The organism is Microcoleus sp. N3A4 (assembly GCF_036701805.1).
Lineage (GTDB): Bacteria > Cyanobacteriota > Cyanobacteriia > Cyanobacteriales > Microcoleaceae > Microcoleus.
This window is the reverse complement of sequence record NZ_JAUBRJ010000039.1, coordinates 17,272-44,109: the sequence shown is the minus strand read 5'-3', so window position 1 is coordinate 44,109 and position 26,838 is coordinate 17,272. Positions and strand designations below refer to the sequence as shown.

Below are 26,838 nucleotides of genomic sequence, written 5' to 3'. Positions count from 1 at the left end.
TTACAATAGAGGGTGATATGTAAGCTCAAGCCGCAATTTGAGTTCGATCGCTCAAATCACAGGCAGCCACCAGGGGAATTAAATTCTGAAATAGATCGAGGCTTTAGCTGACGTTATCAACTCAATTATTATTATTATTATGGTTGGACTCCTAGCCGCACTCTCTGCGTCGGCGGCAGGGGGTATGAGAATTGCCCTGCCCCTGCTGTTAATTGGTTTGTTGCGGATTGACAAACTTTGGTCGGAAATACCTCTATTGTCGGGGGTTCACCCCCAGGTGGCGATCGCCATCTTGGTGAGTTGGTCGCTGTTAGAATTATTTGCTTCTAAAACTTTTGTGGGACAGCGGGTGCTGCAAGTTGTGCAAATTATTTTCAGTCCCATTGTAGGAGCAATTATGGGAATTGCGATCGCTCAGGTAAGTTCGATCGACGAAATTATTGCTCACCCTTGGATGCTGTGGATTATTGGTGTTGTCGGAGGTTTGTTGGCTTTAGTGCTGCAACTGGTACAAGCAGGATGGCTTTACCGGCTGCGGGGTTTGCCGATTTGGGTGATTTTCCTCCAAGATGTTCTGTGCATTTCCTTGGTTTTGTTTGCCTTTGACGCCCCGCGGCAGGGAGGGTTAGTTGCTATGATGCTGCTGTGGCTGGCAATTCGCAGTTCTAAAGAGTGGTACCGCTGGTACAGAAGTCAGGGAATACCGGGCGATAAGGGAAATCCCCGCCGCCGCAAGCGCGATCCTGATTAATTAGTGATTAGTTATTGGTTATTAGTTATTAGTTATTTAAGTGAAATTTAAAATATGTAGGTTGGGTTGAGGTAACGAACCCTACGCTTCGCTCCGCCCAACTCTTGGTTGGAAATAAGGTGTTGGGTTTCGCTATCGCTCAACCCAACCTACTTCTGTCAACTGTCAACTGTCAACTGTCAATTTAAAGCAATCCGATCGAGTGTAGCGGGCCCTGACCCGTAATTAACTCGATCAATAGTGCGATAAAACCAATCATTGCTAAACGACCGTTCCAAACTTCCGCCCCCGTAGTCAAACCCCACTCCCACTGCTCTTGAGGGTACATTTTCACTGTCTTGGAAGGGCGTACAACATCCGAGAATTTAACGCTGGGAGATTCGATCGACTCGATGACTAAATCGGCCAAGGCTTCAATAAACACCGGATGAGTATTCAGGGCGGGCACTCGGTAGAAATTTTCAATCCCCGATTCTTCTGCTAATTCTCGATACTCCATGTCAATTTCTTGTAGAGTCTCGATGTGTTCGGAAACGAAACTAATCGGAACTACCAACAAATCTTGCACTCCATTTTCTGCCAATTCGGTAATGGCGTCTTCGGTGTAAGGCTTGAGCCATTCCACCGGGCCAACCCGACTTTGATAAGCTAGAGTGTGTTCGTTCGATCGGTTCAAATGTTCCATAATCAGACGAGTGCAATCTTGTATCTCGCGCTGATATGGGTCTCCAGCCTCTTCTACGTAGCTGAGGGGGACGCCGTGGGCGCTGAAAAAGATGTGAACTCGATCGGGATGAGGATTGTGGTCTAGTTCTTGGGCAATCAGTTCCGACATTGCCTGAATGTAGCCCGGCCGCTGATACCAAGAAGGAATAGCCGTATATTCGATCTCGGTGAGGGCTGGATCTTTGCCCCACATTTCTTCTAGCTGCCGGAAGCTAGAACCGCTGGTGCTGATGGAAAATTGAGGATACAGCGGCAAGATTGTCAAGTGTTCGATGCGATCGCGCTTAATTTTGGCGATCGCCTCTTCGGTAAAAGGATGCCAGTAGCGCATCCCCACGTAAACCCGAGCATCCTGTCCCTTTTTTTGCAAGAGTTCTTGCAGTGCTAGGGCTTGTTCTTCGGTAATCCGCCGCAAAGGAGAGCCTCCCCCGATTTGGCGGTAGTTTTCCTGAGATTTCTGAAAGCGCAGGGTCGAAATCAACCAGGCGAGCGGTTTTTGCATCCACGGAAACGGAATGCGAATGATTTCCGGGTCAGCAAACAAGTTGAACAGGAAAGGGCGGACATCCTCGATTTGATCTGGCCCGCCCAAGTTTAATAGCAATACTCCCACACGACCCATAGCGGTTACAGCTCTCCCATCGTCTCAGTTCTGTTATTTATCTTTATCATATAACTTAATAATATATTAAGTCGATAGCAAGGTATACATAATTTTGACTGTGGCAACAATTTTTAGAGATTTAAGTTATCGGTATCAGTGGCTGTACGATGCGATCGCGCGTCTTGCGGCTTTGAGCGTAGGCGGCGAGGCTCGTTTCCGCCAACTAGCCCTGCAAAATTTGACCGTCAGCGCGGAAACTAAAGTTTTAGACCTTTGCTGCGGTAGCGGTCAAACTACGCAGTTTCTGGTGCAATATTCGGAGGATGTCACGGGACTTGACGCTTCGCCATTATCGCTGCAACGGGCAAGGAAAAATGTGCCCAGGGCCAATTATGTAGAAGCTTTTGCCGAGTCGATGCCTTTTCCAGACTCTCATTTTGACTTGGTGCACAGCAGCGTTGCGATGCACGAAATGCAGCGGGCCCAATTGCGACAAATATTTCAGGAAGTATACCGCGTGCTCAAGCCGGGTGGTGTATTCACTTTGGTAGATTTTCACTCGCCCGCAAATCCGGTGCTTTGGCCGGGGTTGGCTGTATTTTTGTGGTTGTTTGAGACTGAAACTGCTTGGCAATTGCTCGAAACTGACTTGGGGAGTTTGCTGGCAGAAGTGGGATTGCGATCGTACAATTCCGAAGAAGCTCAACAACCCAAACTTTATGCTGGCGGCAGCATTCAAGTAATCCAAGTTCAAAAGTCAAAAGTCATTAGTCATTAGTCATTAGTCCTTAGTCATTAGTCATTAATCATTAGTCATTAGTTATTAGTTATGAAGCATTAGTGATGAGTAAATATTTCTCAGTTTAAAAGTAAGAATTCAGCAGTATTTAGTCAATAATTGGCGCGTCCGTTACTCATGACTAATGACTGCTGACTAATGACTAATGACTAATGACTCATACAGCATATTCCATGTATATGCGGTACACACAATCTTGAGATCGCCCGTGTCAGGTGCGTCGCCCTCAATGAACTGCAAGTTTTATCAAATATGAAGCAGATCCGCACCCTACTGATTAACACTAATGACTAATGACTAAGGACTAATGACTGATGACTAATGACTCCTAACTAAAAAAACTTCTTTGCTTCTGCCAAAGCCGCCTCAAACTTGAGCAATACATCCTTTTCTGTGTGAATAACTTTCTCTTGTTCCAGCAGCGGGCGGCCAAAGCGAAAAATGCCGTCCTGTTCTACGTGATCTACATAAGGTAGCGTTTCAGGATGCGGCAAAAATTTTCTGCCAATTGTGTACGGCGTGTGGAAAGAAAAACTAAAATCAGGAAACTTGTCGCTCTTGATTTCCAGGTAGTAAAGCGAGTAATAATCTTTGGTTTCGCAGTACACGCATTCGCGGCACTTATTTACAAGTTTGCGGTTCTGATAGAAAAACTCCCACTTGTCCCAATAGTAGCCATCTTTCATCATTTCCTGGTGGTCGTCGCACAGTTCGAGATATAATTTGTCAGCATCCGCCGGACGGTAGAAGTAAAGCATGGCGTAGGGCATTTCAATCAGTAACTTGACTGCTTGATTTTTTCGCTGATACCATTCCTGCTGGTGAGTTTCGTAGACTTCTTTATATTTAATTGCTTTAAAGCTGTTGAGCTGATTTTCTTTGGCCCACCGCGACGCCCAAACTGTCCAGTAAGCTAGCTGGAAAGTTGCTGAAATTTCCGCCGAACCTTGTTCTTTCCAGTCGGCAATGATTTTTTCCCAAGCTGAACTAAAAGCTACTCGCGATTGTTCGTTTTCTTCGGGCTTTTCTGTATAGATTGGAGAGGTTGTTGGGCGATTATTTTGAATCAGCCCTTTGGGTTCTTGGCGCCAATTATTAATCTCGGTTTGCGTAAGACTTAAGATGAATCTTCTGTCGTGAACTGGATATTCTAAATGGATTCCTGATTTGCGGAAAGAGCGGTATTCTAAAATAGGAAGTTTGCCTTGTTCAATCCACTGCTGGCGTTCTGCTGGCGAACACTTGAGTATTTCTTCTAATTCTACCGGATCGACGGCTAATTCACTTTTGAATGTCTCCCAAAATCTTTCTTGTTCGGCTGCATTTACTTCCAGCACTGATACAATTGTGCTGACGAGGTGATCGGTTTTGTCTTGGCCATTGTCGGGAAGTCCTAAAAATTCGAGGAGTTGGGTCTTGAGTATGCGTCTGGCAGAGATTAGCTCGGCTAACATGAGAAGCTCCAGTAGAGTCTGAACTTGCACCCTTGAATTGGCAAGATTTGCACAAGTCTTATATATCTTAATAGATTCTCCTGAGTTGTCGGCAATTGAAATGTCCGCGCCAGCGAAGCTATCCCGAACGCGGGTGCGAGCCCGTTGCGGTAGGGAATCGCCCAACCTCGGCTTCTGTCTAAGCCAAAATACTCAAAACAAGACCAAAAGGTCGATCGACCTTTTGGCTAAATTGGCTAAAACTCATATGTTGCACCATTCTCAATTACTTCTTTAGGAACAGGCTTTCCGGCCTGTGAAGCGAGAAAATTTATATTTTGTGGAACAGGCCGGAAAGCCTGTTGCTGACAATGGTGCAAGATATCAGCTAAAATCGATAATTGCGATCGCGCACCCACAAACTCACAGGCACAGCATGGCCTGTTTTGTCAACCTTTACTTCCACCAACAAAGATTGTCGCTGGTTCCTTTGAGCTTCGCTAATCTCCTGATTGACTTTTTCCCTTTCATCCTCTGGCATATAATAAGTTTCTAAGCCGTATTCCATCCGCCAACTGTTATATTTGCCCTTAATTGCGATTTGATTGGCGGGCAAATTGGCGGGATTTTTTAGACTGACGCTGACGGGTTTCCAAGCTTGGGGGCGGTCGGAATTCGCCGCCGCTTTTGGCGCTTCTAGTATTACATAAAAACTGGTTTGTGGCTTGGGATTGTGCGTATTTTGCGGACAAACAACCCCGGGCGGACAAGAGATTTTTTCGGCAGGTAAATCTTTCCAGCCGGGGAGTTTTTCGAGATTTGTGCGATCGGAAATATCATAGCTCAAAACTTGGTAATATCCGCGCAGCAAATCGTAAGGGTCTACTGGTGCTGTTTGCAGGACAACTGTTTTGCCAGTCATAAAAGTGTAAACTGCTGTAGCCGGTACTGCGGCAATTAGTCCGATTTGCAGCAGCAAAGGAACCCACAGCCGCCACGCGGGAAGGCGTTTAGCCGCGGGGGGAAGGGTGAAGGATGGGGGATTAGCAGTGGTATCTGCTATTTCGGAACTTTGATCTGTTGAAGCTGGATTTTCGGTGTTCATATTGGGAATAGGGAATTAGTTCGCAGAATAATATCGTTTACCTTTGAATCGGCATAATAATCTTCCGAGTGCAGTGCGATCGTCTCGCTCGCACTATAGTAGAATGCTCCTATTCATCGGGGATTTTTGCGAAGTGGCGCTCGAACCACAAACCCGCAGCAATTACGCCAATCCCGCACAAAACAAAGACAAAAGATTTGAGCAACAATCCTGTGTTGTATTCAAACACTCGACTGATAATTTGCAGGGTTATTAATACCATCCCTCCCCAAAAAGTCTGGCGGTTTCCTAATGCTAAACCTTCTCGGATTAAGCCGACAGCAAGCAAAAATAAGCAAACATTGAACAGAAAAGTCGCTAATTGAGGAATGGGAGTAAAATTGAGGTGAAAAAGCGGTATAAAGGCGCTGGCGAGGATTAAAATGCCGATCGCACTTGTAGTCAAATCCACTGCTTTTTGTTTGGGCCGCCGCAGTTCCAAACGTCCCAAACGCAGCCATTCAAACACCGTGAAACCGCCCAAAACAACAACATTTGCCAGCAAAACCCAATTGGGATCGGTTGGCGCAGGAGTCGGCGAATCTTGCCACAACCCGTAGAAAGAAAGAACATAAAACAAACCGGCGAGAAACAGCAGTGCTAAACTGCGGGCGGTAGCTTGAAACAGCCTGCTGTGTACCTTCGGCCAGATTGCGTCGTCGTATCCCCACAGCAAAGCGGGCGGTAAAGCACAAAAAATTGCAACACCCCAGGTTGGATTTAACCCTTGGACAATAGAAACTTGTAGGGAAAAAATTATCGCGATCGCACCTATGGCAAAAATAGCACGCGATCGACACCAATAAGCCAGCGGCACAAACATTATACTGGCTGCGATCGGCATTTGCCGCACCAAAACTTCCAGCCAAGAAAACTCGACTTTAGAAGACCAATCTAACACGGCAAGCCAATAGCCCAAACCGATTAAAAGTGCGGACAAAACGCCCAAGGAAGTCAACCGCAAACTGTAAGCCATTCCGAGCACGCCGATTCCCCAAGCAAGGAAAAGTCCGTAGGAAGAACCGCCAATGTGGAACATTTGCGCCATCAATGCCATATTTGCTCCTAAAATCAGAGCACCTAACAGCAACAATCCTTCACCTAGCAGTTTGTTTCGCCCTTTTGTTGCGGGCATATTGGGATTGGAGTTTTGGCTTCGGGATGGGGGAATTCGCCACAGATAGAAACCCGCCGCATTGACTGCTACGAAAAGACTTAGCAGCAGTGCAACTCTCACTTCGCGCGACCAAACTTGCCAGTTGGCGGCTACAAAGGTGATGACTCCTATACCGAGGAGAATGCCGCCGAGACTCATCAGAATGCTGAGGAATCGGTTGCGGGAGGCGGTTTCGAGTGTGTTGAATTGGTAGCGTTCCGAAAGTTGTTGGTAGAATGAAGTGTCGATGAGTCCTTCTGCTTGCCAGAGTTTGGCTTGTTCCCGCAACTCGCGCCGAAATTTATCTGAAATCATTGTTTATATTCCAGAGGATTTGAACTGTGATAGTTTTTAATATGTCATTTGTGGGGCGATCGTCGATGGAGGGTGGGACACCTGCTGAACTTGCACAGCAGATTTGATTGATATCCTTCGGGTGTTGAAACCGTTTCTACATAAACAAACTCCTAGCATAAAGAAACGAATAAATCAAGGAATGTAATATTATGGTACAAGCTCAATCTAAAAAGTTAACTTTTGACGAGTACCTTAATTACTCAAATGATACGGGTCAACGCTATGAGTTAATTGATGGGGAGTTAATAGCTTTGCCGCCAGAATCTGAACCTATAGTTCTCAGGTAGATGAGGTATGACTGACAACTTATATAACGGCTAAATAAAGAAGAGGGCTGAAGCCCAACAACGTACCTCATTTACTTGAGAACCGCTATCATAATTTTATTGCTAACTATAGCGGTTCTCAGAAAGATGAGGTACGTTGTTGGGCTTCAGCCCTCTTAGTTTCAGTGGTTAGATAAGCTATCACTCATACCTCATCTTTCGCTCGAAAGGCTATATCTATTTTTCTATTTGGTTAGCAGCGGGCTAGTGACACTCAGGCCGATTAAAACGCATAATTGCGAGGTTCAAGTTGCGGTTTTGCGATCGTCCGATGCAGCCAACCGCTACCCCGATTTGATAATTCTGGAACCCGAACACATTCCGCTGACAGCAATCAGGCTAACTATCACTTTCGATATGCTGCCTCCTCGGTTGGTTGTCGAGGTAGTCAGTCCGGGTAGACTGGGCAGGGATCGGGATTACGAGCGCAAACGAGCTCAGTACGCAGCGCGGGGCATTGCAGAGTATTGGGCGATCGATCCAATTGAACAAGTAGTGACGGTTTTGCGGCTTGAGGAGGGGCAATATGTTGAGGTTGGGGTATTTCGGGATGGAGAGGCGATCGTATCTCCGATGTTTCCACAGCTAAGTTTGACGGTTCAACAGATTTTGAGTGGAGAGGTTTAAGGGCGGATCGATAGCTAACTGGTTAGCATTCATCTAACCAGTCACTTTTCCGAGTAATATCAATTCCGTTAGCATCGGAATGATATAAACGGAGGACACGGCAGTGCCGTGTCCCTACCACGATTAATTGTAGGGACACGGCACTGCCGTGTCCTCTATATCATTCCGGTGCAGCCGGAATTGATATAACGCAGAATTTTGTTTCAATCCCCGATCGGGATTTAGTTTGATTGCAACTATGAATCATTTGTTGCCGAGGATTATAATCCTCGATGTTTCAATCCTAATAGAGTTTTATGGTAATTGCAACCGGATGTTTAACCCAGTTCTAAGGTTGTCACCCCAAACACTTGATTTAGGGGTAAAATTGGTGGCGTTAATGTGTACATTCGTGCAGTTTCAAAAACTGGTTTCATTCGGTACTTATCAGCCAGATTAATAGCTTCTAAATTGGTATCAGGCACATCTAAAAATACAGTAGCATCAGGTATTTTGGCCATTAATCCTTGCAATAACAATTCGGCAAAACCGACATTATCGGCAAATAACGGCCCAATTTTATACCCCTGACGGCAAACTCTTAAAACGCCGTAACCGCTTAGTTGTCCCTGATGTTTGACACCGAAAGCGAATATTTCAGGTTGTTGAATCCAATGCTTTAAAAAAACCGGACGGGGAACAGGAAAATGTTGAGAATCATAGGCTAAAATTTCTTCCCAAGGAACCGTTGAAAGTGGAATCAGCTCGTCAGGAATAACTCCAAATCCTAGACCTTGATAACGAATGTGACGGTGAGCTAATTTAAAACCAGATTTTTGATAATTTTCCTGTTGGGCAATAACGCCATCCAAACCAATATTTCGCGTTCCTAAATATTCGATCGCGGCTTGCCACAATTTTAATCCCCATCCCTGGCCCCGAAAGGAAGGTTTGACAATATATAAACCAATAAAACCAAAACTGGCATCATAGGCAACGGCAGAAATTGAAGCAATAGGTTCATCATTCAAATAACCCATGAAAAATCCTTGAGGATCGGTTTGAAAAAAACATTCGGCATCATAATATCCGGGGTTCCAACCTTCTGCCGCTGCCCAATCTACTGCTAAATTAAGTTCCGATATCGTCATCCCGCTAATCATCCATTGTTTTTGGGTCATATTTTTGTACTTAAAGTTATTGGATCTGGGGTTTTTGGTGGTTGCAACATCGGCTGCCAGTTCATGCGCTGTTACTGCGTTTCAATCCCTAATAGGGGTTTAGTTTGATTGCGGCTACAAGCGAAAGCTTTGAGCGGATTGTCTGGTGTTAGTCAAGTTTCAATCCCTAATAGGGGTTTAGTTTGATTGCGGCGCGTAGGGGATGATTACAATAAAGTTGCTTTCACCCGAGTTTCAATCCCTAATAGGGGTTTAGTTTGATTGCGGCCCAATTGTCAAGGAGGAGATTCATCCGAAAAGTCCGTTTCAATCCCTAATAGGGGTTTAGTTTGATTGTAGCCAAAGCAAACTAAGGTTCCGAACAGCTCAGAATGTGAGTTTCAATCCCTAATAGGGGTTTAGTTTGATTGCGGCGAATCTAATCGCTTACCAAAGACAGTCTGCCGACGTTTCAATCCCTAATAGGGGTTTAGTTTGATTGCGGCGTTATGAGTAGCATTGGTGGCAACTATAATTTTGGTGTATGGAAGTTTCAATCCCTAATAGGGGTTTAGTTTGATTGCGGCATCCGGAGTATATTTTCGGCGAATTAATGACTGGTTTCAATCCCTAATAGGGGTTTAGTTTGATTGCGGCGTGAATGCACAGCGCACTGCACTTAGTCCGAGCGTTTCAATCCCTAATAGGGGTTTAGTTTGATTGCGACGCTGAAGTTTTTGCCTAAATAGAAAATTAGTACAGGAGTTTCAATCCCTAATAGGGGTTTAGTTTGATTGCGGCAATTTGAGATTGACAACGAAGTTTATTCCGTAGGTTTCAATCCCTAATAGGGGTTTAGTTTGATTGCGGCTTGATTACACCATCAAAACCGAAAAACCCAGGTATGAAAGTTTCAATCCCTGATAGGGATTTAGGTTGATTGCAACAACTTCTTATTACTTAGGCAAAAGCTTTTATCTAGAGTTTCAATCCCTGATAGGGATTTAGGTTGATTGCAACGTTTGGTGTCGCGCTAGCCCCTATGGGCTTCATGGTGTTTCAATCCCTGATAGGGATTTAGGTTGATTGCAACAGAGCAATTAGAGCAAGCAGTTAAGAAGGGAGAAAAGTTTCAATCCCTGATAGGGATTTAGGTTGATTGCAACTAAAAGCTTAAGAAGTTGCTGAAATAGATAAATCAGCGTTTCAATCCCTGATAGGGATTTAGGTTGATTGCAACATGGTGCAATAATTGAGAGAGCATCAGAATGGATTGTGTTTCAATCCCTGATAGGGATTTAGGTTGATTGCAACTCTGGAATATCCCGGAAGGAGATTTGCTTAAAGAAGTGTTTCAATCCCTGATAGGGATTTAGGTTGATTGCAACTGGAACTACTTCTTACGCAGCCAATCAAGTAATGGGGTTTCAATCCCTGATAGGGATTTAGGTTGATTGCAACAGTTAGTTTCTGAAACTTTTACTGTATTTAATTTTCAAGGTTCGTTTGCGTCTGCACTAAAAGTACCATTTCAATACCGACCTGTCAAGAGGCAAATTTTTCAACAGCCCTCAAAACCAGTCACAGCAAGCATTACAGCGTTTCCGCGAACCGATTTCTTCCCACAATTAGCTCAAATCCTTACATAGCAAGCGATACAGCCGAAAAAAAACCACCCCCAAAAAAAACACCTACCCGTTCCCGGAAAACTCAACCATCAACCTGATTCAAATTCCAGTCGTAAGGCAAAAAAACGATCGCCCATCCATCGCCCACAGTCGCCTCCGGCCCCAAATAACCGCCCACATACTCAGCCACCGAACCCGCCGCCTTTACAAAATCCTCGCCGTACCACTCAAAAATCTTGCTCAAATAAAGCGTCTTTTTCTCGGCATCGTACCGCACCTTATCAGGATTGTGAATAAAACGGCTGGCATCCGCTTCTAGTTGAGTCCGTACCGACTCGGGAAAATAAGCCCCCCGGCGCAGCAGCGGGCACCCGACAGAAGCGCAAACTAATGCAAAATGGATGCGCGGTTCGGCAAATTCCGGCCGCAAAATTGCGTGTTCGATTTGATTGAGACTGTACTTTTTGCCGCCAATAATCGAATTTGAACGGGTGAAAAAATCCAAAAAACTCAGCCAGTTGGGAATTCCCAAAACTTTGGGACGGATGGACGCGATCGGATATACTTCGAGAACTTGAGAAATTGCGATCGCATTATAGGCATTCAGCCACAACGCCAGCCGCGCATCCGCATCAGTACAATCCGCCAAATCCACATCTGCCAAACTTTCCAGCCACCCCCTCAAAACATCTGCCCCCTCAGCTTTCCAGCGCCGATAATTGACGCGGCCGAAATCGTCAACGTAGCGTTGCAGCAACTCGTCCCAAATCGTAAAGTCGATCGTACCGATCATTTATTACTATCCATATGATAAGGCTGGCATTGCTTTAGATTCTGCTTCTATTTAATACTACCGTCAACCAAAATAGCACCTGCAACATTAGGGTTTTGCAGATTTGCCCCCGTCAAACCGGCAGCGGTTAAGTTAGCTTCGCTCAAATCAGCACCTGCTAAATTAACTTGCCACAAAGAAGCCCCGCTGAAATTTGCCCCGGATCAATTAGCTTCCCTAAAATTTGCTCTTCTCAAATCTGCCCGTTGCAAATAGGCATTTGCTAAACTCGCGTGCCCCAGGGGAATGCTTCTCAAATCGCATCGGGGACACTGGTTAGTTTGCTGCAATCGATCGACTTGTTGGGGGTTAGCTGCTGTCGCCCCTGTTGCCAACCCGATCGCCTGTCGCAATAAAACCGATCCCAAATTTACAGATTTAATGCTCTTTACCTTCTACAATTATAAAATATTCTCAATTTAAACTTCAACTGGGATCTGTTTCTTCCGGCACAACACCCATCCCACTTTCATCTGCAATTTTTTGAATTTTCCTTACCTCCCTAACAAACTATGAGCGATCGAACCAACTTTTTCGATAAACTGTTAGCGGCTGTTGAAAGCAATCAAAGTTTGCTGTATTTAGCCCTCGATCCCGACCCCGAAAGCTGGTCGGATTCTGCTTCAGCAGCGTCCGGGAACACTCAAAGTTTGATGGATGATTTGTTGGCAAAGCTGAAATGTGCGATCGACCAAACATCGGATTTAATTTGTGCCTGCAAACTCAACCTCGGTTTTTACCAATCTCTCGGTATTCCCGGCTGCGAATTGCTGCAACAAATTTTAGCAATTATTCCCTCTCACCTCCCCGTAATTTTAGATGCCAAACACTGCGATTTAAACACCAGCACAGTGTTTGCCAAAACAGTATTTCAAGACTGGCAAGTTGATGCTATTACCTTAAGTCCCTATGCCGGATTCGACCAAGTAGCGCCTTTTTTGTTATACCCCGGAAAAACTGTTTTTGTGCTCTGTGCCACCGCCAACGCCTCAGCGGCGGCTTTGCAAGAATACCCGACGCCAGAAAACCCTTTGTACTTGCAATTAGTCCGACTCTCTCAACTTTGGGGAACTCCCGAAAAACTCGGTTTAGAAGTAGGAGTAATGCCGGATATGTTGGCGCGCATCCGCCAAGCGGCTCCTGAACGCCTAATTTTAGTCGAAGGAGACATCTCGGCAGAAAATGACCTCGCAGAAGAAAACGACCTCGCACAACTGCTGGCGGCCGGTTTAAGCAAGAATGGTGAAGGTTTGCTGCTGCCAGTCCCCCCGAGTTTATTAGCGGGGAAAGAGCCGCGCCGAGAAATTGAGACATTGCGGGATAATATTAATCAACAGAGGCTGCGGGCGATCGAAGGTAGTCCCACTTGCGAATTGTGGCTGCCCGATGTTTGCTTTTTACAACAGGAACCTCACCGCGATTTAATCTTGCAACTTTATGACATCGGCTGCGTAGTTTTTGGCGACCACGTACAAGCATCAGGAGCCGTATTTCCATATTACATCGACTTGCGAAAAATTATCTCAATTCCCCAGATTTTCCACCAAATTGTCAGCGCTTATGCAGACATTCTCAAGAGTTTAAAATTCGATCGCATTGCCGGAATTCCCTACGGTTCTTTACCCACAGCAACGGGTTTAGCATTGCGGATGGAACGGCCGATGATTTTCCCGCGCAAGGAGGTGAAAACTTACGGTGCGGGCAAATTGATTGAGGGGCATTTTCAGGCAGGAGAAACGATTGTCGTAGTCGATGATATTTTGATTAGCGGCAAAAGCGTGATGGAAGGCGCGGGCAAGTTAAAATCTGCCGGGTTAAAGGTGGAAGATATCGTGGTATTGATCGACCACGAACAGGGAGTCAAAGATAAGATGCAGGCCAACGGTTATCGCGCCCATTCTGTGTTAGCGCTTTCGGAAATAGCTGAGATTTTGTATCGAGCAAATCGCATCGATACCGAGCAATTTAATCTGTTGACTGCGGAACATTAAATTATAAAATTTCTAGTTACCAGGCTCTGCCTGGTAATTAAGATCGGGAGGCTTTGCCTCCCAAATTCTGTCTCGTTTGCCTTGTCTTGTTTGCCTTGTTTTAGTGGAGGCAGAGCCTCCTGAAAGGAGTTACCAGGCAGAGCCTGGGAACGAGTAAGAACGAGTAAGAATTAATTGTCTCGTTTTCTAGTTACTAGGCTCTGCCTGGTAATTAATACCCCGAGGCAGAGCCTCCTTTACTTATGTCTCATTTGGCTTGTTTTAGTGGAGGCAGAGCCTCCTGAAAGGAGTTACCAGGCAGAGCCTGGGAACGAGTAAGAATTAATTGTCTCGTTTTCTAGTTACCAGGCTCTGCCTGGTAATTAATACCCCGAGGCAGAGCCTCCTTTATTTATGTCTCATTTGGCTTGTTTTAATGGAGGCAGAGCCTCCTGAAAGGCGTTACCAGGCAGAGCCTGGGAACGAGTAAGAAGCGAGATCAAGCTTGCAAAACTTCAATTAAAGCATCGCCCATTGCCCGACAGCCGACGAGTTTCATGCCTTCCGACATGATATCACCAGTGCGATAACATCGATCCAAAATTTCGACAACTGCTTGCTCGATTTTATTAGCAGCTTCCGGTTGATTTAAGCCGTAGCGCAGCATCATTGCCGCGCTTAAAACTTGGGCGATGGGATTGGCTTTATCTTGTCCGGCGATGTCTGGTGCAGAACCGTGCACGGGTTCAAAAACTCCCGGGCCGGTTGCTCCCAAACTAGCAGAAGGCAGCATCCCAATACTACCAGTTAACATCGCCGCCGCATCGGAAAGAATGTCGCCGAATAAATTGCCTGTGACAATTGTATCGAACTGTTTCGGACAGCGAATTAACTGCATTGCTGCATTGTCAACGTAGAGGTGAGAAAGTTCGACATCAGGGTATTCGGAAGAAAGGGCAATAATACGATCGCGCCACAGTTGCGAAACATCCAAAACATTCGCTTTATCAACGGAACACAGCCTTTTCCCCCGCTTCCTGGCCGTCTCAAAAGCAACTCGCCCGATTCTGTCAATTTCTGACTCGGTGTAAGCCATTGTATTGACGCCGCGTTTTTCGCCTGTTTCCGTCTCAAAAATACCTTTCGGTTTGCCGAAATAAATGCCGCCTGTGAGTTCGCGGATGACCATCATATCCACGCCTTCGACAACTTCCCGTTTCAAACTAGAAGCATTAACCAATTGCGGTAAAATAGTCGCCGGACGCAAATTCGCAAACAATCCCAATCCGGCGCGCAGCCCTAATAATCCTGTTTCCGGGCGCTGTTCGCGGGGCAAATTATCCCACTTGTAACCGCCGATAGCCGCTAATAATACGGCATCGCTATTGCGGCATTTTTCCAGAGTTTCTGCTGGTAGCGGATTGCCTGTTGCGTCAATAGCAGCGCCGCCCATTAAAGCTTCTTCAAATTCAAAGCCGATGTCCAATTGTTTGCCGACAAGTTTCAGGACATCTACCGCCACAGCGATAATTTCAGGGCCGATGCCGTCCCCCGGTAAAAGAGTGATGCGGTAGTTTTGAGTCATATCAATTTTGGAGTTTTGATTGTAGATTTTTGAGGGGAAGCTAAGAACTTCTCGCCGGCTTAGAATTATATCAGCTTCTGTACGCCATCGCACAAACTGGATTTTCACCCGTGAAGACATTGTATACAGATACCGACATCAACGAATACTTTCGCGCGCTGACTGGATTTCCACCCCGACAATTCCAAACAGAAACAATCCACAAAATTCTCAACCGCCAAGATGTCCTGCTGAGGGCGCCCACGGGTTCGGGAAAAACTGAAACTGCGATCGCCCCTTTTCTCTTCGCCCAAACTCTCAACCTCGACTTCCCCAACAAACTCATCTACGTTGTTCCCCTGCGAACCCTCGCTAACAGTCTCCGCCAAAGAACAGAAATTATCCTCAAAAATTGGTCGCAAGTACATCTATTAGCTCGTCCTTTGACGGCGGGGCTGCAAACCGGAGAAAACCCGGAAGACCCGAGGTTTGAAGGCGATATTATCTTTTGTACGATCGACCAAATGTTGAGCAGTTTTTTGAATATCCCTTATTCTGTAGGTCGCGGTTCTGCTAATGTCAATTCAGGAGCAATTTTTGCGGCTTATTTAGTTTTCGACGAACTGCACTTGCTCGATCCAAATCGCTCTTTTACTGCGGTTATCAAGTTGTTGCAGCAAGTTAAAGGAATTTCGCCCTGTTTGCTGATGACGGCTACTTTGACTGACGAACTTGCCGATCGCATTATCGAGGAAATTAACAGTGAAATTAGTAAAAGTTGAAGATGCGGATTTAGCGGAAATAGAAGGCAACCGCTGCCGGACTTTTCGTGCTGCATCCAACCCCTTGACGGCTAGTGTTATTCTCGCCGACATTCAGCAGCACTCGCGCCGGCGAGCGATCGTAATTTGCAATACTGTCTCTCAATCTCAAGGTCTTTTTCAAGATTTAAAAGCAGCAGATTTAAACGGCGATTTAGAAATTACGCTGCTGCACTCTCGGTTTTTGCCAGAAGACAGGGCGAAAAAAGAAACTTACTTGCAAGCAACTTTTGCTGAGAATTGGTTGGATGAGGGAATCTGTCAAGTTTTGATTGCTACTCAGGTAATCGAAGCGGGACTTAATATTACTTGCGAAGTCATGCACTCGCATCTTTGCCCGATGAATTCTTTGCTGCAAAGAGCCGGCCGCTGTGCGAGATTTCGGGGAGAAAAGGGGGAGGTTCGCGTTTACCGTTCTTTTCAATTGTCGGAACTTAACTCGGAGTTAGCAGCAGCAGATTTTGATGACAGCGAAGCTGAAAATACTCCTAAGAAATCCCGAAAGTTTTTGCCTTATGATGATGGCATCTGCGAAGTTACTTGGCAAGTTTTACAGCAACACTCGCAATCGGAAACAGCCGATCGCCCTGTGGGCTTTCGCACGGAGGAACAGTGGATCGATCGGGTTCACGCAGCCGAAGATTCGCTGCAAGCCAGACGCAGACAGAACGATCGCTCTGAGTTCGATCGCAAATTTAACGCAGCCGTTTTTCAGGGCGATCGCAGCGTTGCTAATGACTTGATTCGGTTGGTAGACAACCGCAGCATTTTTGTCTGGGAAGAAGCAAGTTTCATCGATTTTGATAGCGAACAAATTGACCCTAAAAAACTGTTGCCTTTCTCGGTACCGAAGACAACTTTGTGCAAAGTTTGGCGCGAATTCCAAAATTTAGAATATCAAAATGATTGGATATTCAAGCGAATTGAATACCCCGCAGATCGCACGGCAGAAACTTACAATCAACCGATATGTACTCCCATACGTTCCACCTCGGATTTGCTCGGCAGCGTCCAAATTTTAGTTAATTCCCGCTACATTCACTACGATCCAGAGGTTGGCTTAGTGATGGGTGCTGCTGTAGTTGGCAGCCGCTTTGCATCGCCGGAAAAAGTAAGAAAGCAGGTAGCTAGCGAATACAAATACCGCATGGATAATTATGTCGGTCATTTAGTTTTGATGGGGAAGTGCTGGCGGGAACCTTTTTTAGCAAAAATGTTAAAAAACGGCAATATTTCTGAGGTAAAATACGGCAGCGTTCGGGATGAATTGCTACCAGCCGGAGGGCGGTTTCTGCAAAGCAAGATATTTCCAAAAGCGACAGCAGTAGAAACAGCGGCACTTTTTGAATATTTGGTATTTTTGGCAATTTTTACTCACGATTTGGGGAAGTTGCAAGTTAAATGGCAGCAGGTAATGAGGGGATGGCAGGAGATTGCTTGTCGCGAATTTGGCGGCAGAAATCCCAAGTCGGAATTGCTGGCGCATACGGATTACGATGCGGGCGATCGCGAAAATCTAGACTCGCAAGGAAGAACTCAACAACAGGCGCTGAAAGCTTGGGAAAATCAGCACAAACGACCGAATCATGCTGTAGAAAGCGCGTTTTTGTCGAGGGAAATTTTGAGACAAGTTCTTGTGCCCTTGTTGGAGGAGAGTTTTGATGCCGATCGCGAACAAATTCAAGATATTTGCTATGCAGTTATTTTAGCAGCAGGGCGCCACCATTCGGCTTGGGCGAAGGGATGGTCGAGCAAGGATGTTGCTAAGATGAGACCGATGCAATTGCATCCAGATGCTCAAATGGCGATCGATTCTAGTTGGCGAAATTTAATTCGTTTTTTACCGAAAACTCTGCCAGTTTCTGAGGAAGCGCCTAAGTTGAGCCGAATTTCATACGATGCGAAAGTTTTCGATCTCGATCGATTTGAGGTGGATCAAACTGAATATTTGCAATTGTATTCGCTGGTGGTGCGCGCTTTGAGACTGTGCGACGCGCGATCGGTGCAATTATAGATGTAGGCTGCACAATGGGTACCTTACGAAGATTAGCCAGCCGAATAAAATTCGCGGAGTTTACGGGCACACAAACAAAGTTGGCGCAACGCGAGACTGGGAGAAGATTAATTAACTTCGGAAGACCCCCTTTCCGTTGGGATGATACCATTAAATTCAGAAAATAAATTGAGGCAAAAGCAGTGACAGTCGATCGGCTTTTTGTAATCAAAAAATTCGGTACATACGCTGACACATTTTTAATGCTGGGATTAGCTAATTTAGCTGAAGATGCGCTTTCTCGAAGCAAGCTAAAAACACAAATGCAGCTTATTGATGAAGGAACGCGCTACTGCATTCAGTTCAAAAAGCCTGTCAATCTCGAAGCTTTTTCGCAACTGACTTATGCCGATGCTTTTCCTCCGGTATGCGGCGCAAAAACCGATCGCACTCCAATTTCCGCCGATACAACACCTTTTGATACTGTTGAACGCACAGAAATCAGAAAGCTGTACCGCGATTATTTGTTTCAGCAGCGGGCCAGACCTGAATTCACAGAAGAATCTCCGAAACCTCCCGATCCGAGGACTCAAAACGGGACAATTTTAGTCTCTATGAGGCGCGAAAAAAAGCATAATGATTTGTGGCTGCAAGGGCGACAGCTAAGCAATAATTACGGCAGCTTTATTGTGGCTTTATTGCAAGCATTCAGCCGAGAAACTATACCCGACTCAAAAAGCCAAACTCAGCTAGTCGCCGAATTGTTTAAACAAGCAACAGCCGAGAAATTATTTAAGCCTGTAAGTGCCGTTCAAATTTATTTGCCGACAGCAGTTCAAGGTGTTAACCGGATTAAGGCAGATAGCAATAAAACCGACAATCAAAAAACTGATTGGTTGAGTTTGTGGCTGATTGCCGGCGGTTTGTTTAATTTTGCACTGTGCGATCGCATAAAAATAGCTGAAAGAATTTACGATTGGCGGGTTGTTGCCCTGGAACCCAGCAACATTTCGCTGGGAAAATACCGCAAAGTTCTCGATGACTTGCGCGTACACAACCCCCCTGGCGGCGGACACGGCACTGCTAGATTTGATGCTGAATTAGTCCTGAGATTCTGTCAAACGCTGTTAGACAATCATCCGGCACAAGCTGAAGGCAAACTAGAAGACGACCTGGAAATTGGGGAATCGGTCGATCGCTATGTCGGCGGTTTTAGCGGGACGCATTTTGGCTCAAAAGGTCAAGTTTACGGTGTCAAAGATATTTTTACCCTAGGAATTCCCGGTTGGATTCACCCCGAAAATGACGAAGAAGTGCTCGACTATCAAACGGTTTTGCACGAGCATTTATCAGTTATAGTGTCTTTATCGTCTGAGGAAGGAAACAGCGAATTACTAGCAGCTTATCGAGATTTTATTGCCGGAAATAATCTTCGCAATTTCTTTCCTTTTCAAGTTGGTTATGCAGATTTTGCAGTCAAGCGCCTTGCTGACTCTAAATCTAAGTCTCCCCGTTTATTTTCTGTAACAGGACTCAACACGATGACTAAAAAAGATGCCGATTTTTTGACAATTACTAAAGATGAGAGTTTTCTCCGCATTGCTAAAGCGATCAATCAAGCAACGGTTTATGCAGGGAAAGTTCAGACGAAAGGTGGGGTGAAAGAATTAGATTGGCAGCGACAATACGGTTTGGCACAAGTTTTGAGCAGTCAATCGGGTTCTAAGAAAGATTTTGTTTGCGCGATCGCCGATTTTTTGGCTAAGTACGAATCTGAGAATTTGCGGCTTTTGGAAGGCTATCTCAAGCAAGGCAAGCGTTTGATGCGAGTGCAGCCGACAAAAGAAGATTTAGACAGGTTAATGGAACTTCTCAACGAATTTGATACGGTTTTAGTAGCGAATTTGCTGATTGCTTACGGTTACGCGAAATGGTCGAAAGCCAAGGATGAGCCGCCCGATGACTCCCTAGAGGAAAATAGCTCAACTGCGGAATCCGAAGATTTTGAAGAACAAGAATAAGGATAATTTATCATGAAAAACTCAACTTTTCCCGTTTATTCGATTTCCCTCAGCGGACTGGTTTCCTGGCAGCTACACGCCCTGAACAACGAAGGAACCGAGGGCAATCAATCTCTAACTCGCCGCTACTACATTGTGGAAAAAGGCGACCCGGAACCGAAATTTGTCAACGGCGTTTCTGGGGACACGATCAAACACATTCAGGCGGAACATTTACACCGAATCTGCACTGAAAGCGAACTGCCTTTGTCTGAAGGTGGCAAACAATGCAATCCGGATCGCATCGGGTTTGATATCGATTTAGCTGAAAAGCAAAAAACTGCATTTTTTACCGAACAAGAGGCAAATTTAGCGGCAAAAACTGCGAAGGTTCTTCAAGTCTGTACCATCAGCGATTTAGAAGGATTTATGGTGACAGAAAAAAAGGGACAAACTCTCAAACGCGAGTCGGTTATTGAATTTGGCGCGATTGTCGGTTTGCCCAGTTTTGTCAAAACTCAGAGTTACTTTCACGCGAAATACGGCACTGACAATCCTACTCCTTATAACGTGCAAATTAGCTCTGGTTTGTACGCGACTGTTCTCAATATCGAAGCGTTTCGGATCGGCTACAATCCTCATACTTTTAATTATGCAGTTGCTGCTGGCGATCGCAAAAAACGCCTTGATGCTTTGCTCAAAAGTGTGCTCTACACTTTCCTGCAACCCAACGGCGCGAAACGCAACACAAATTTGCCCCATCCCGACCATTTTGAAGGCATCATTGCTGTCAGCACGCGCCGCTGTCCCGCACCGATGATCAGTGCTTTAGATGCTGATTATCACCGTCAAATTGAAAGCCTCGCGAACACCCTCAACCGGATGAATGGAGAGGGAACAATTCGGCTGTTTAGGTTTGAAACAATGGCGCAATTTGCCGAACAAATCCAAGAATTAATCACCTTATCTGCACCCTGGGAGAGCAACCGTGCCGAAGCGATCGAATAATTCTCAAATCTCTCGAAACTCTGATTCTAACCGTGCAAATACGGATAATTTGGGGGGTTCGAGTCAGTGGTTAGCTGTCAGTTACCAACCCGTTAGTTTGTTTTCTCTCAAGCGTTCGGATGCTACCAGCATGGCTGCTCGTTCTAACTTAGTGCCGACTCCTTACGCGATTAAGATGGCGCTGTTAAAAGTTTTGTTGGAAAGCGAAGGCGCGCTGCATTCCAGCGATTTTGACGAGTGGATTAAAGGGGAATTTGCCTGGATTCGAGATTTGCAAATTTGGGTGCGGCCGCCGGAAAGATTGGTAGTTAATCGCAACGGTTACAAACTCCGGTATTACGATCAAACAGCGGATAAAGCTGATAAAAGTCGCTCGACGGTTCCGATGCAAGGCGGGTTTGTGTTTCGGGAATGGATTTATTTGGAGGGCAATTTGGAAATTCACTGCGGGGCAAATTCTCGATCGCCCGAATTGACCAAATTGTTCGCTCTCATCAACTATTTTGGCAAGCGGGGCTGCTTTTTTCAGTATTTGCCCGATCGAACTCAAATCACTCCCGAACCGCTGTGGCAGCCGGATTTGAGCCTTAGTTTCACCGTCGGGGCGATCGACGATTTAGGCAAAAACACCACCTTTGGCAAAATCAACCCCTTCTCTTCGGAAAGAGCAACACTTGACAAAGACCGCACAATTGTTACCGGATTTCTGCCCCTAAAACTAACAGCAACCAGCGCGCGCTATGACTTTTACCAAAGACTCTGAACAAGAATTTGCCGGATTGAGCTTAGTATTAAAACCTGCGGCTGGCTCAACTCGTTCTGTTCCATTAATCGAGTGGCTGCCTGCTTTTAAATCTCCATTAGTTTGGGTGCCAGCAGCTCCGAGATCGGGCGTTTTAAAAGCAATCGCAGTTTTGCAGCAGCCGGAGTTTTATGCAGAACTAATGCAGGCGGTTTGCTGGCAAATCAGCAAGCATAAAACAGTCGAATGGCAAGGGAAAATTTGCGAAGTTACGGGAGTAGAAGTCGATGCTTCATCCCTGCACATTCTCCAAATTCCGCTGGGGGCAACCGAAGAGCTTCCGCACACTTTGGGAAGGGCGATTCACGCTCAATTTTTCCACTGGATGGGAACTGGAAATGCCGAACTAACTGAAGAGTTGCACCAACAGGATAACTTTCCCGGTGCTTTAGTTTTGAAACCAGGCAAATCTCCCCAGCAAAAATATCTCAAATTCGGATTGCTGCGGCCGGAATTGCTGGCTCCTTTGCTGTGGGGATTGAGTCAAGATATCGGCGCAGACATAGCTTTGACGGGGATTGCTTGCCGTTTGGGGGAAGCGGTGGAAGTTGTGGAAGCTAGCAGTTATGAGATTTTAGCAGAATCGCCGGCCCAAAGGTCGATCGAACTAGAGTTTCTGTCGCCGACAAGTTTCAAGCAACTTCAGTCATGTCAGCCTTTCCCTTTGCCGGAATTAGTATTTGGAAGTTTGCTGCGCCGCTGGAATGCTTTCGCGCCTGCTGCGCTGCAATTTCCAGCGGTTGAGTGGACGGGTGTCACTGCTGCTTACGAGCTCAAAACTCGCGCTTTGAAAATGAAAGCGGGAGCAGAAATTGGGACGACTGGATGGGCGAGATATGAATTTGCAGATGCCGAACAGGCAAAAATTGCTGCGGTTCTTGCCCGTTTTGCGGCGTTTTGTGGAGTGGGGAGAAAAGTAGGAATGGGCATGGGACAGGTGAAATTAAGGTAATAGTTTGCTGTGCATATAAGGAATGTAGGGAAAGTTAAAAATCCTCGCTTGGAATCGGCGGTTGCAACCGCTCTTTGCCAAACGAAGTCTTAGCAGAGGGGGACTGAATAATTATTCAGTTTTATGCAAGTTTATGCAAGCGGAATCGGCGGTTAAAACCGCTACTAGACTATCCCCGTAGGGACACGGCATTGCCGTGTCCCTACTTCACAAACCTTTGGCAGGGCATTTAGAATCGTTGCTTTTTCTTGTTCCTGAAGGGATACGGCATTGCCATTTCCCTACTTCACAAACCTGGAATAAGCGTCGGTAGTTATCCCAACTCCGGCAATACCAATATATTGCCGTGTCCCTACTTCACAAACCTGGAATACGCTGTATGAATGAAAACTTTTTGCCTTTGGCTTATCTCAATGCTTGGGAATATTGTCACCGTCGGTTTTATTTGGAATACGAACTGGGGGAAATGGAGGATAACGAACATATTCTGATCGGGCGGCATTTGCACCGGAATATTAATCAGGAGGGAGTGAGTGAAGAAAATGGTGTTTTGATTCACCGTCAGCAGTGGGTGTGGAGCGATCGCCTGCTGGTAAGCGGCATTATTGATGCTGTGGAAGAGCGGGATGGTTTGTTAATTCCTTTGGAGTACAAAAAAGGAAAAATGGGGAATTATCTTAACGATCATTTTCAACTTTGCGCTGCTGCTTTGTGTTTGGAAGAACGCTTGGGGCGGGAGATTGGGTGGGGGGAAATTTTCTATACCGGCAACAAGCGGCGAGAGAAAGTAAATTTTTCGGCGCGGTTGCGACAGATGACTGAAGCAGCAATTTTTGCGGCACAAATTGCTGTCAAAGGTGCGATTCCCGCGCCGAGTGACAATGCTAAAAAGTGTCAGGCTTGCAGTTTGCAAGGAATTTGTTTGCCGTTTGAAGTTAAACAGTTGCGTCAGGAGATGATTTAAGTTATGCCTGTTGTTTATGTGACTCAGCCGGATGCTGTTTTGAGCAAAACCTACGAAGCGTTTACCTTGGCGCTGCGGCAGGAAGATGGTAGTTGGAAAAAGCATTCTATTCCGGCTCAAACTGTCGAGCAAGTGGTGCTGATTGGCAATCCTCAAGTTACGGGGGATGCGATGGTTTACGCTCTGGAATTGGGAATACCCGTGCATTATCTTTCGGTTTTTGGCAAGTATTTAGGAGGGGCGCTGCCGGGGTATTCTCGGAATGGGGCGCTGAGATTGGCTCAGTATCAACTGCACTGCGATGCGGCGAGAAGGCTGGATTTGGTAAAGTCGATTGTGGCGGCTAAGATTCAAAATCAACATACAGTTTTGTACCGCCAAAATATTAAGGACAATCCGCTGAAAGCTAATAAGAAGTTAGTGACCCAAAAGCAGACTTTAGATGAGGTGCGAGGCGTTGAAGGTTTGGCGGCTAAGAATTATTTTGGTGCTTGGTCTTCGATGTTGAAAGCACCTTGGTTTTTTCCGGGGCGAAATCGGCGGCCTCCTACCGATCCTGTGAATTCTTTGTTGAGTTTTGGTTACGGACTTTTGCGGGTGCAAGTAACGACTGGGGTTCATGTTACCGGACTCGATCCTTATATTGGTTATTTGCATGAAGTGAGTCGCGGCCAACCGGCGATGGTGCTGGATTTGATGGAGGAATTTCGCCCGCTGGTGGCTGATAGTTTGGTGCTGTCGATGCTGCACAGGCGCGAGTTTGAACCGGCAGATTTTACGGAAAGTTTGGGGGCTTATCGGCTTTCTGATGGCAGCCGAAAACGGTTTTTGCAGGCTTTTGACAGGAAGATGAATGATGAGTTTAATCATCCGGTTTTTGAATATCGCTGTACTTATCGGCGGGCGATTGAGTTGCAGGCGAGGCTGTTGGGCCGCCACTTGCAAGAGGGTGTTGCTTATAAACCTTTAGTTTTGCGGTGAGAGAGGATGAAAGATACTTTGTTTTATTTGGTGATTTACGATTTGCCGGATTCCGAAGGTGCGAACAAACGGCGGAAGCGGCTGCACAAGTTGCTGTCTGGATACGGAAAGTGGACGCAGTACAGTGTTTTTGAGTGTTTTCTGACTGCGGTGCAGTTTGTGAAGCTTCAGCAGCAGATTGAAAAGTTGATTAGGCCTGTGGAGGATGCGGTGCGTATTTATGTTTTGGATGCGGGCTCGGTGAGGCGGACAATTACTTACGGTTCGGAGCAACCTAGGGAGGAAAGGACGATCGTCTATTAAGATTCACGAATTAGGCAGAAACCGGGTTTTTTTGCGAAAATACTGTATCAAAGTTTTAAATCTCAAAAAACCCGGTTTCTTTGGTATGAACGCCTAAGTCCTGTTTGGCTGGTGCCGGTAGAATGAATGAACCCGGTTGCTCGACCAAACCGGCTTTTTGGCTCGGAGTGATCTTGACAGGGGAAGCGCGATCGACTTATGATGATTTTCGTGAACCGAAGTGAGGGCAAAACTTGCGGAGGTTGACGAAAAACGCCAGAACCTTGACAAGTTAATAGTTTCAAGATTTGCGATGTCAGCACAATTGCGAAGCTGTTGCAATAAGCGGGGCTGTAATGAAGGTCAAAATGAGGTTGACGAAAACCGTTGGCAGAACTCTTTCTCTGACTGGTTTTGGGCGATCGAGCTTTCAACTAATAGAATCCCGGCAACGGGACTGAAACGTGTCGATCGAGTAAGTGTTGACTGTCTCGCCTTCCTCTTTCAACTAATAGAATCCCGGCAACGGGACTGAAACAAAAATGCCAGCCGAGGACAAAATATGCACAAACAACTCTTTCAACTAATAGAATCCCGGCAACGGGACTGAAACTTTTGCCCCTGGGCTGTTCCATCCAAACATTTGAGTGCTTTCAACTAATAGAATCCCGGCAACGGGACTGAAACTCGAAAAAGGGTTTGGATGGTTCCAGTCCGGCAAAACTTTCAACTAATAGAATCCCGGCAACGGGACTGAAACCAAGATTATTCGAGCCTTATACGAGGGGAGTTGGCTTTCAACTAATAGAATCCCGGCAACGGGACTGAAACTCCCTGGCTACCCGACAAGTTGTGCCATAGATGTTTTCTTTCAACTAATAGAATCCCGGCAACGGGACTGAAACAATTACTAATGGGATTGTTTGAGGCGCTCGGCAATGATGTTGGCTTTCAACTAATAGAATCCCGGCAACGGGACTGAAACAAATCTGTGACAGGATTGCCGACTGTTTGACCGGGAACTTTCAACTAATAGAATCCCGGCAACGGGACTGAAACGATTGAGCTGTCCGTTTTCCTCAGCTTTGTGATGAACTTTCAACTAATAGAATCCCGGCAACGGGACTGAAACTGGAGAATTTGAGAATCAACTAGAGCAAGCTGGTATCCTTTCAACTAATAGAATCCCGGCAACGGGACTGAAACACCTTCTTTGTAAGAAGGCACATCTCCTCCTAATTTTACTTTCAACTAATAGAATCCCGGCAACGGGACTGAAACAATCCAGCTACTGCTGCACCTACTGTTTGTCCCGGCTTTCAACTAATAGAATCCCGGCAACGGGACTGAAACCACAACCCACAAACACGGGACACCGCATAGAAGCCACCTTTCAACTAATAGAATCCCGGCAACGGGACTGAAACCTGTGTTTGTCATTGGTTAAAAGAATGAGTTTTCGGCTTTCAACTAATAGAATCCCGGCAACGGGACTGAAACATATTTTCCTTTAATTAGGTTTGCGAAAAAGTTTAGTCTTTCAACTAATAGAATCCCGGCAACGGGACTGAAACATTTTGGTTGGCTTGGGCGATCGGCAGGATGCTGCAAACTTTCAACTAATAGAATCCCGGCAACGGGACTGAAACGTGGGGTATAACTCTTGCTGAGTTTCAACATAAAGCTTTCAACTAATAGAATCCCGGCAACGGGACTGAAACAATAGCAGTGCCGGCAGCACCCGAAACAAAGGCAGCTTTCAACTAATAGAATCCCGGCAACGGGACTGAAACTTTAAAAATTTCTCGCATTAAGTGCGACAGGCTAAACTTTCAACTAATAGAATCCCGGCAACGGGACTGAAACAAGAAAATCCCTGAATTCCTATAAATAAATCAAGTGGCTTTCAACTAATAGAATCCCGGCAACGGGACTGAAACAATAGCAGTGCCGGCAGCACCCGAAACAAAGGCAGCTTT

22 protein-coding genes, 1 pseudogene and 2 CRISPR repeat arrays are annotated in these 26,838 nt (G+C 45.9%); of the genes and pseudogenes, 14 read left to right on the top strand and 9 right to left on the bottom strand.

What is annotated here, in order from left to right:
* The first annotated feature begins 139 nt into the window (after window positions 1-139).
* Complete coding sequence (locus QUA56_RS21565; RefSeq protein ID WP_333361305.1) at window positions 140-751, top strand: DUF4126 domain-containing protein; 612 nt, start codon at window positions 140-142, stop codon at window positions 749-751.
* Window positions 752-935: 184 nt separating this feature from the next.
* Here the strand turns inward: QUA56_RS21565 and hemH are convergent, their stop codons facing one another.
* On the bottom strand, window positions 936-2,099 hold the full coding sequence (hemH, locus tag QUA56_RS21560; protein WP_333361303.1) for a ferrochelatase: 1,164 nt from the start codon (window positions 2,097-2,099) through the stop codon (window positions 936-938).
* A 100-nt stretch (window positions 2,100-2,199) separates the two neighbouring features.
* Here hemH and QUA56_RS21555 point away from each other — a divergent pair, with 100 nt between their 5' ends.
* Window positions 2,200-2,859, top strand: coding sequence for a class I SAM-dependent methyltransferase (locus tag QUA56_RS21555; RefSeq protein ID WP_333361357.1), 660 nt, complete (start codon window positions 2,200-2,202; stop codon window positions 2,857-2,859).
* Between the two features lie 353 nt (window positions 2,860-3,212).
* Here the strand turns inward: QUA56_RS21555 and QUA56_RS21550 are convergent, their stop codons facing one another.
* The 3 genes from QUA56_RS21550 to QUA56_RS21540 all read right to left on the bottom strand — a co-directional run bounded on the left by QUA56_RS21550 (window position 3,213) and on the right by QUA56_RS21540 (window position 6,928).
* Window positions 3,213-4,334, bottom strand: a complete 1,122-nt coding sequence (locus QUA56_RS21550; RefSeq protein WP_333361301.1) for a hypothetical protein — start codon at window positions 4,332-4,334, stop codon at window positions 3,213-3,215.
* 367 nt (window positions 4,335-4,701) lie between these two features.
* Window positions 4,702-5,418 carry a GDYXXLXY domain-containing protein gene (locus QUA56_RS21545; RefSeq protein ID WP_333361299.1) on the bottom strand — a complete coding sequence of 239 codons (717 nt, stop codon included), beginning with the start codon at window positions 5,416-5,418 and terminating at the stop codon, window positions 4,702-4,704.
* 109 nt (window positions 5,419-5,527) lie between these two features.
* Window positions 5,528-6,928, bottom strand: a complete 1,401-nt coding sequence (locus QUA56_RS21540) for a DUF2157 domain-containing protein (RefSeq protein ID WP_333361298.1) — start codon at window positions 6,926-6,928, stop codon at window positions 5,528-5,530.
* A 191-nt stretch (window positions 6,929-7,119) separates the two neighbouring features.
* Here QUA56_RS21540 and QUA56_RS21535 point away from each other — a divergent pair, with 191 nt between their 5' ends.
* Together QUA56_RS21535 and QUA56_RS21530 are read left to right on the top strand one after the other, a co-directional pair.
* A complete protein-coding gene (locus QUA56_RS21535; protein WP_333361296.1) occupies window positions 7,120-7,257 on the top strand; it encodes a hypothetical protein in 138 nt (45 codons plus the stop codon).
* 246 nt (window positions 7,258-7,503) lie between these two features.
* Window positions 7,504-7,923 (top strand): Uma2 family endonuclease, encoded by a 420-nt coding sequence (locus QUA56_RS21530; RefSeq protein ID WP_333361294.1) that lies wholly within the window; start codon window positions 7,504-7,506, stop codon window positions 7,921-7,923.
* A 317-nt stretch (window positions 7,924-8,240) separates the two neighbouring features.
* On the opposite strand, the gene QUA56_RS21525 is transcribed toward QUA56_RS21530, so the two are convergent.
* The 4 genes and pseudogenes from QUA56_RS21525 to QUA56_RS21510 form a co-directional block, all read right to left on the bottom strand.
* Window positions 8,241-9,083: a GNAT family N-acetyltransferase gene (locus tag QUA56_RS21525; protein ID WP_333361292.1), complete on the bottom strand. Its 843-nt coding sequence runs from the start codon at window positions 9,081-9,083 to the stop codon at window positions 8,241-8,243.
* Between the two features lie 78 nt (window positions 9,084-9,161).
* Window positions 9,162-10,523: a CRISPR direct-repeat array (repeat unit 37 nt; unit sequence GTTTCAATCCCTGATAGGGATTTAGGTTGATTGCAAC).
* Between the two features lie 249 nt (window positions 10,524-10,772).
* Window positions 10,773-11,483, bottom strand: coding sequence for a DUF547 domain-containing protein (locus QUA56_RS21520; RefSeq protein WP_333361290.1), 711 nt, complete (start codon window positions 11,481-11,483; stop codon window positions 10,773-10,775).
* 47 nt (window positions 11,484-11,530) lie between these two features.
* Window positions 11,531-11,671, bottom strand: a pseudogene (locus QUA56_RS21515) (pentapeptide repeat-containing protein); the annotation flags it as partial.
* A gap of 15 nt (window positions 11,672-11,686) precedes the next feature.
* Window positions 11,687-11,890 (bottom strand): pentapeptide repeat-containing protein, encoded by a 204-nt coding sequence (locus QUA56_RS21510; RefSeq protein ID WP_333361288.1) that lies wholly within the window; start codon window positions 11,888-11,890, stop codon window positions 11,687-11,689.
* Between the two features lie 144 nt (window positions 11,891-12,034).
* Between QUA56_RS21510 and QUA56_RS21505 the strand changes: the two genes are divergently transcribed.
* Window positions 12,035-13,513 (top strand): bifunctional orotidine-5'-phosphate decarboxylase/orotate phosphoribosyltransferase, encoded by a 1,479-nt coding sequence (locus tag QUA56_RS21505; RefSeq protein ID WP_333361286.1) that lies wholly within the window; start codon window positions 12,035-12,037, stop codon window positions 13,511-13,513.
* 478 nt (window positions 13,514-13,991) lie between these two features.
* Here QUA56_RS21505 and leuB read toward each other — a convergent pair whose 3' ends face one another.
* The gene (leuB, locus tag QUA56_RS21500) at window positions 13,992-15,077 is read right to left on the bottom strand and encodes a 3-isopropylmalate dehydrogenase (protein ID WP_333361284.1); all 1,086 of its coding nucleotides are present in this window, start codon (window positions 15,075-15,077) and stop codon (window positions 13,992-13,994) included.
* Between the two features lie 110 nt (window positions 15,078-15,187).
* Here leuB and QUA56_RS21495 point away from each other — a divergent pair, with 110 nt between their 5' ends.
* The 9 genes from QUA56_RS21495 to cas2 all read left to right on the top strand — a co-directional run bounded on the left by QUA56_RS21495 (window position 15,188) and on the right by cas2 (window position 24,880).
* On the top strand, window positions 15,188-15,838 hold the full coding sequence (locus QUA56_RS21495; RefSeq protein ID WP_333361282.1) for a DEAD/DEAH box helicase family protein: 651 nt from the start codon (window positions 15,188-15,190) through the stop codon (window positions 15,836-15,838).
* On the top strand, window positions 15,819-17,891 hold the full coding sequence (gene cas3, locus QUA56_RS21490; protein WP_333361280.1) for a CRISPR-associated helicase Cas3': 2,073 nt from the start codon (window positions 15,819-15,821) through the stop codon (window positions 17,889-17,891). Before QUA56_RS21495 ends, cas3 begins: the two co-directional genes overlap by 20 nt.
* A gap of 182 nt (window positions 17,892-18,073) precedes the next feature.
* Window positions 18,074-19,891, top strand: a complete 1,818-nt coding sequence (locus QUA56_RS21485) for a hypothetical protein (RefSeq protein ID WP_333361278.1) — start codon at window positions 18,074-18,076, stop codon at window positions 19,889-19,891.
* A gap of 12 nt (window positions 19,892-19,903) precedes the next feature.
* Complete coding sequence (locus tag QUA56_RS21480) at window positions 19,904-20,878, top strand: DevR family CRISPR-associated autoregulator (RefSeq protein WP_333361276.1); 975 nt, start codon at window positions 19,904-19,906, stop codon at window positions 20,876-20,878.
* Complete coding sequence (locus QUA56_RS21475) at window positions 20,859-21,641, top strand: hypothetical protein (RefSeq protein ID WP_333361274.1); 783 nt, start codon at window positions 20,859-20,861, stop codon at window positions 21,639-21,641. Before QUA56_RS21480 ends, QUA56_RS21475 begins: the two co-directional genes overlap by 20 nt.
* On the top strand, window positions 21,619-22,632 hold the full coding sequence (cas6, locus tag QUA56_RS21470; RefSeq protein ID WP_333361272.1) for a CRISPR system precrRNA processing endoribonuclease RAMP protein Cas6: 1,014 nt from the start codon (window positions 21,619-21,621) through the stop codon (window positions 22,630-22,632). The genes QUA56_RS21475 and cas6 overlap by 23 nt, the downstream gene beginning before the upstream one ends.
* 379 nt (window positions 22,633-23,011) lie before the next feature.
* A complete protein-coding gene (gene cas4, locus QUA56_RS21465; RefSeq protein ID WP_333361270.1) occupies window positions 23,012-23,596 on the top strand; it encodes a CRISPR-associated protein Cas4 in 585 nt (194 codons plus the stop codon).
* A 3-nt stretch (window positions 23,597-23,599) separates the two neighbouring features.
* Window positions 23,600-24,577, top strand: a complete 978-nt coding sequence (gene cas1d, locus QUA56_RS21460) for a type I-D CRISPR-associated endonuclease Cas1d (RefSeq protein WP_333361268.1) — start codon at window positions 23,600-23,602, stop codon at window positions 24,575-24,577.
* Window positions 24,578-24,583: 6 nt separating this feature from the next.
* Window positions 24,584-24,880, top strand: a complete 297-nt coding sequence (gene cas2, locus QUA56_RS21455; RefSeq protein WP_333361266.1) for a CRISPR-associated endonuclease Cas2 — start codon at window positions 24,584-24,586, stop codon at window positions 24,878-24,880.
* Window positions 24,881-25,286: 406 nt separating this feature from the next.
* Window positions 25,287-26,799: a CRISPR direct-repeat array (repeat unit 37 nt; unit sequence CTTTCAACTAATAGAATCCCGGCAACGGGACTGAAAC).
* Between the last annotated feature and the right edge of the window lie 39 nt (window positions 26,800-26,838).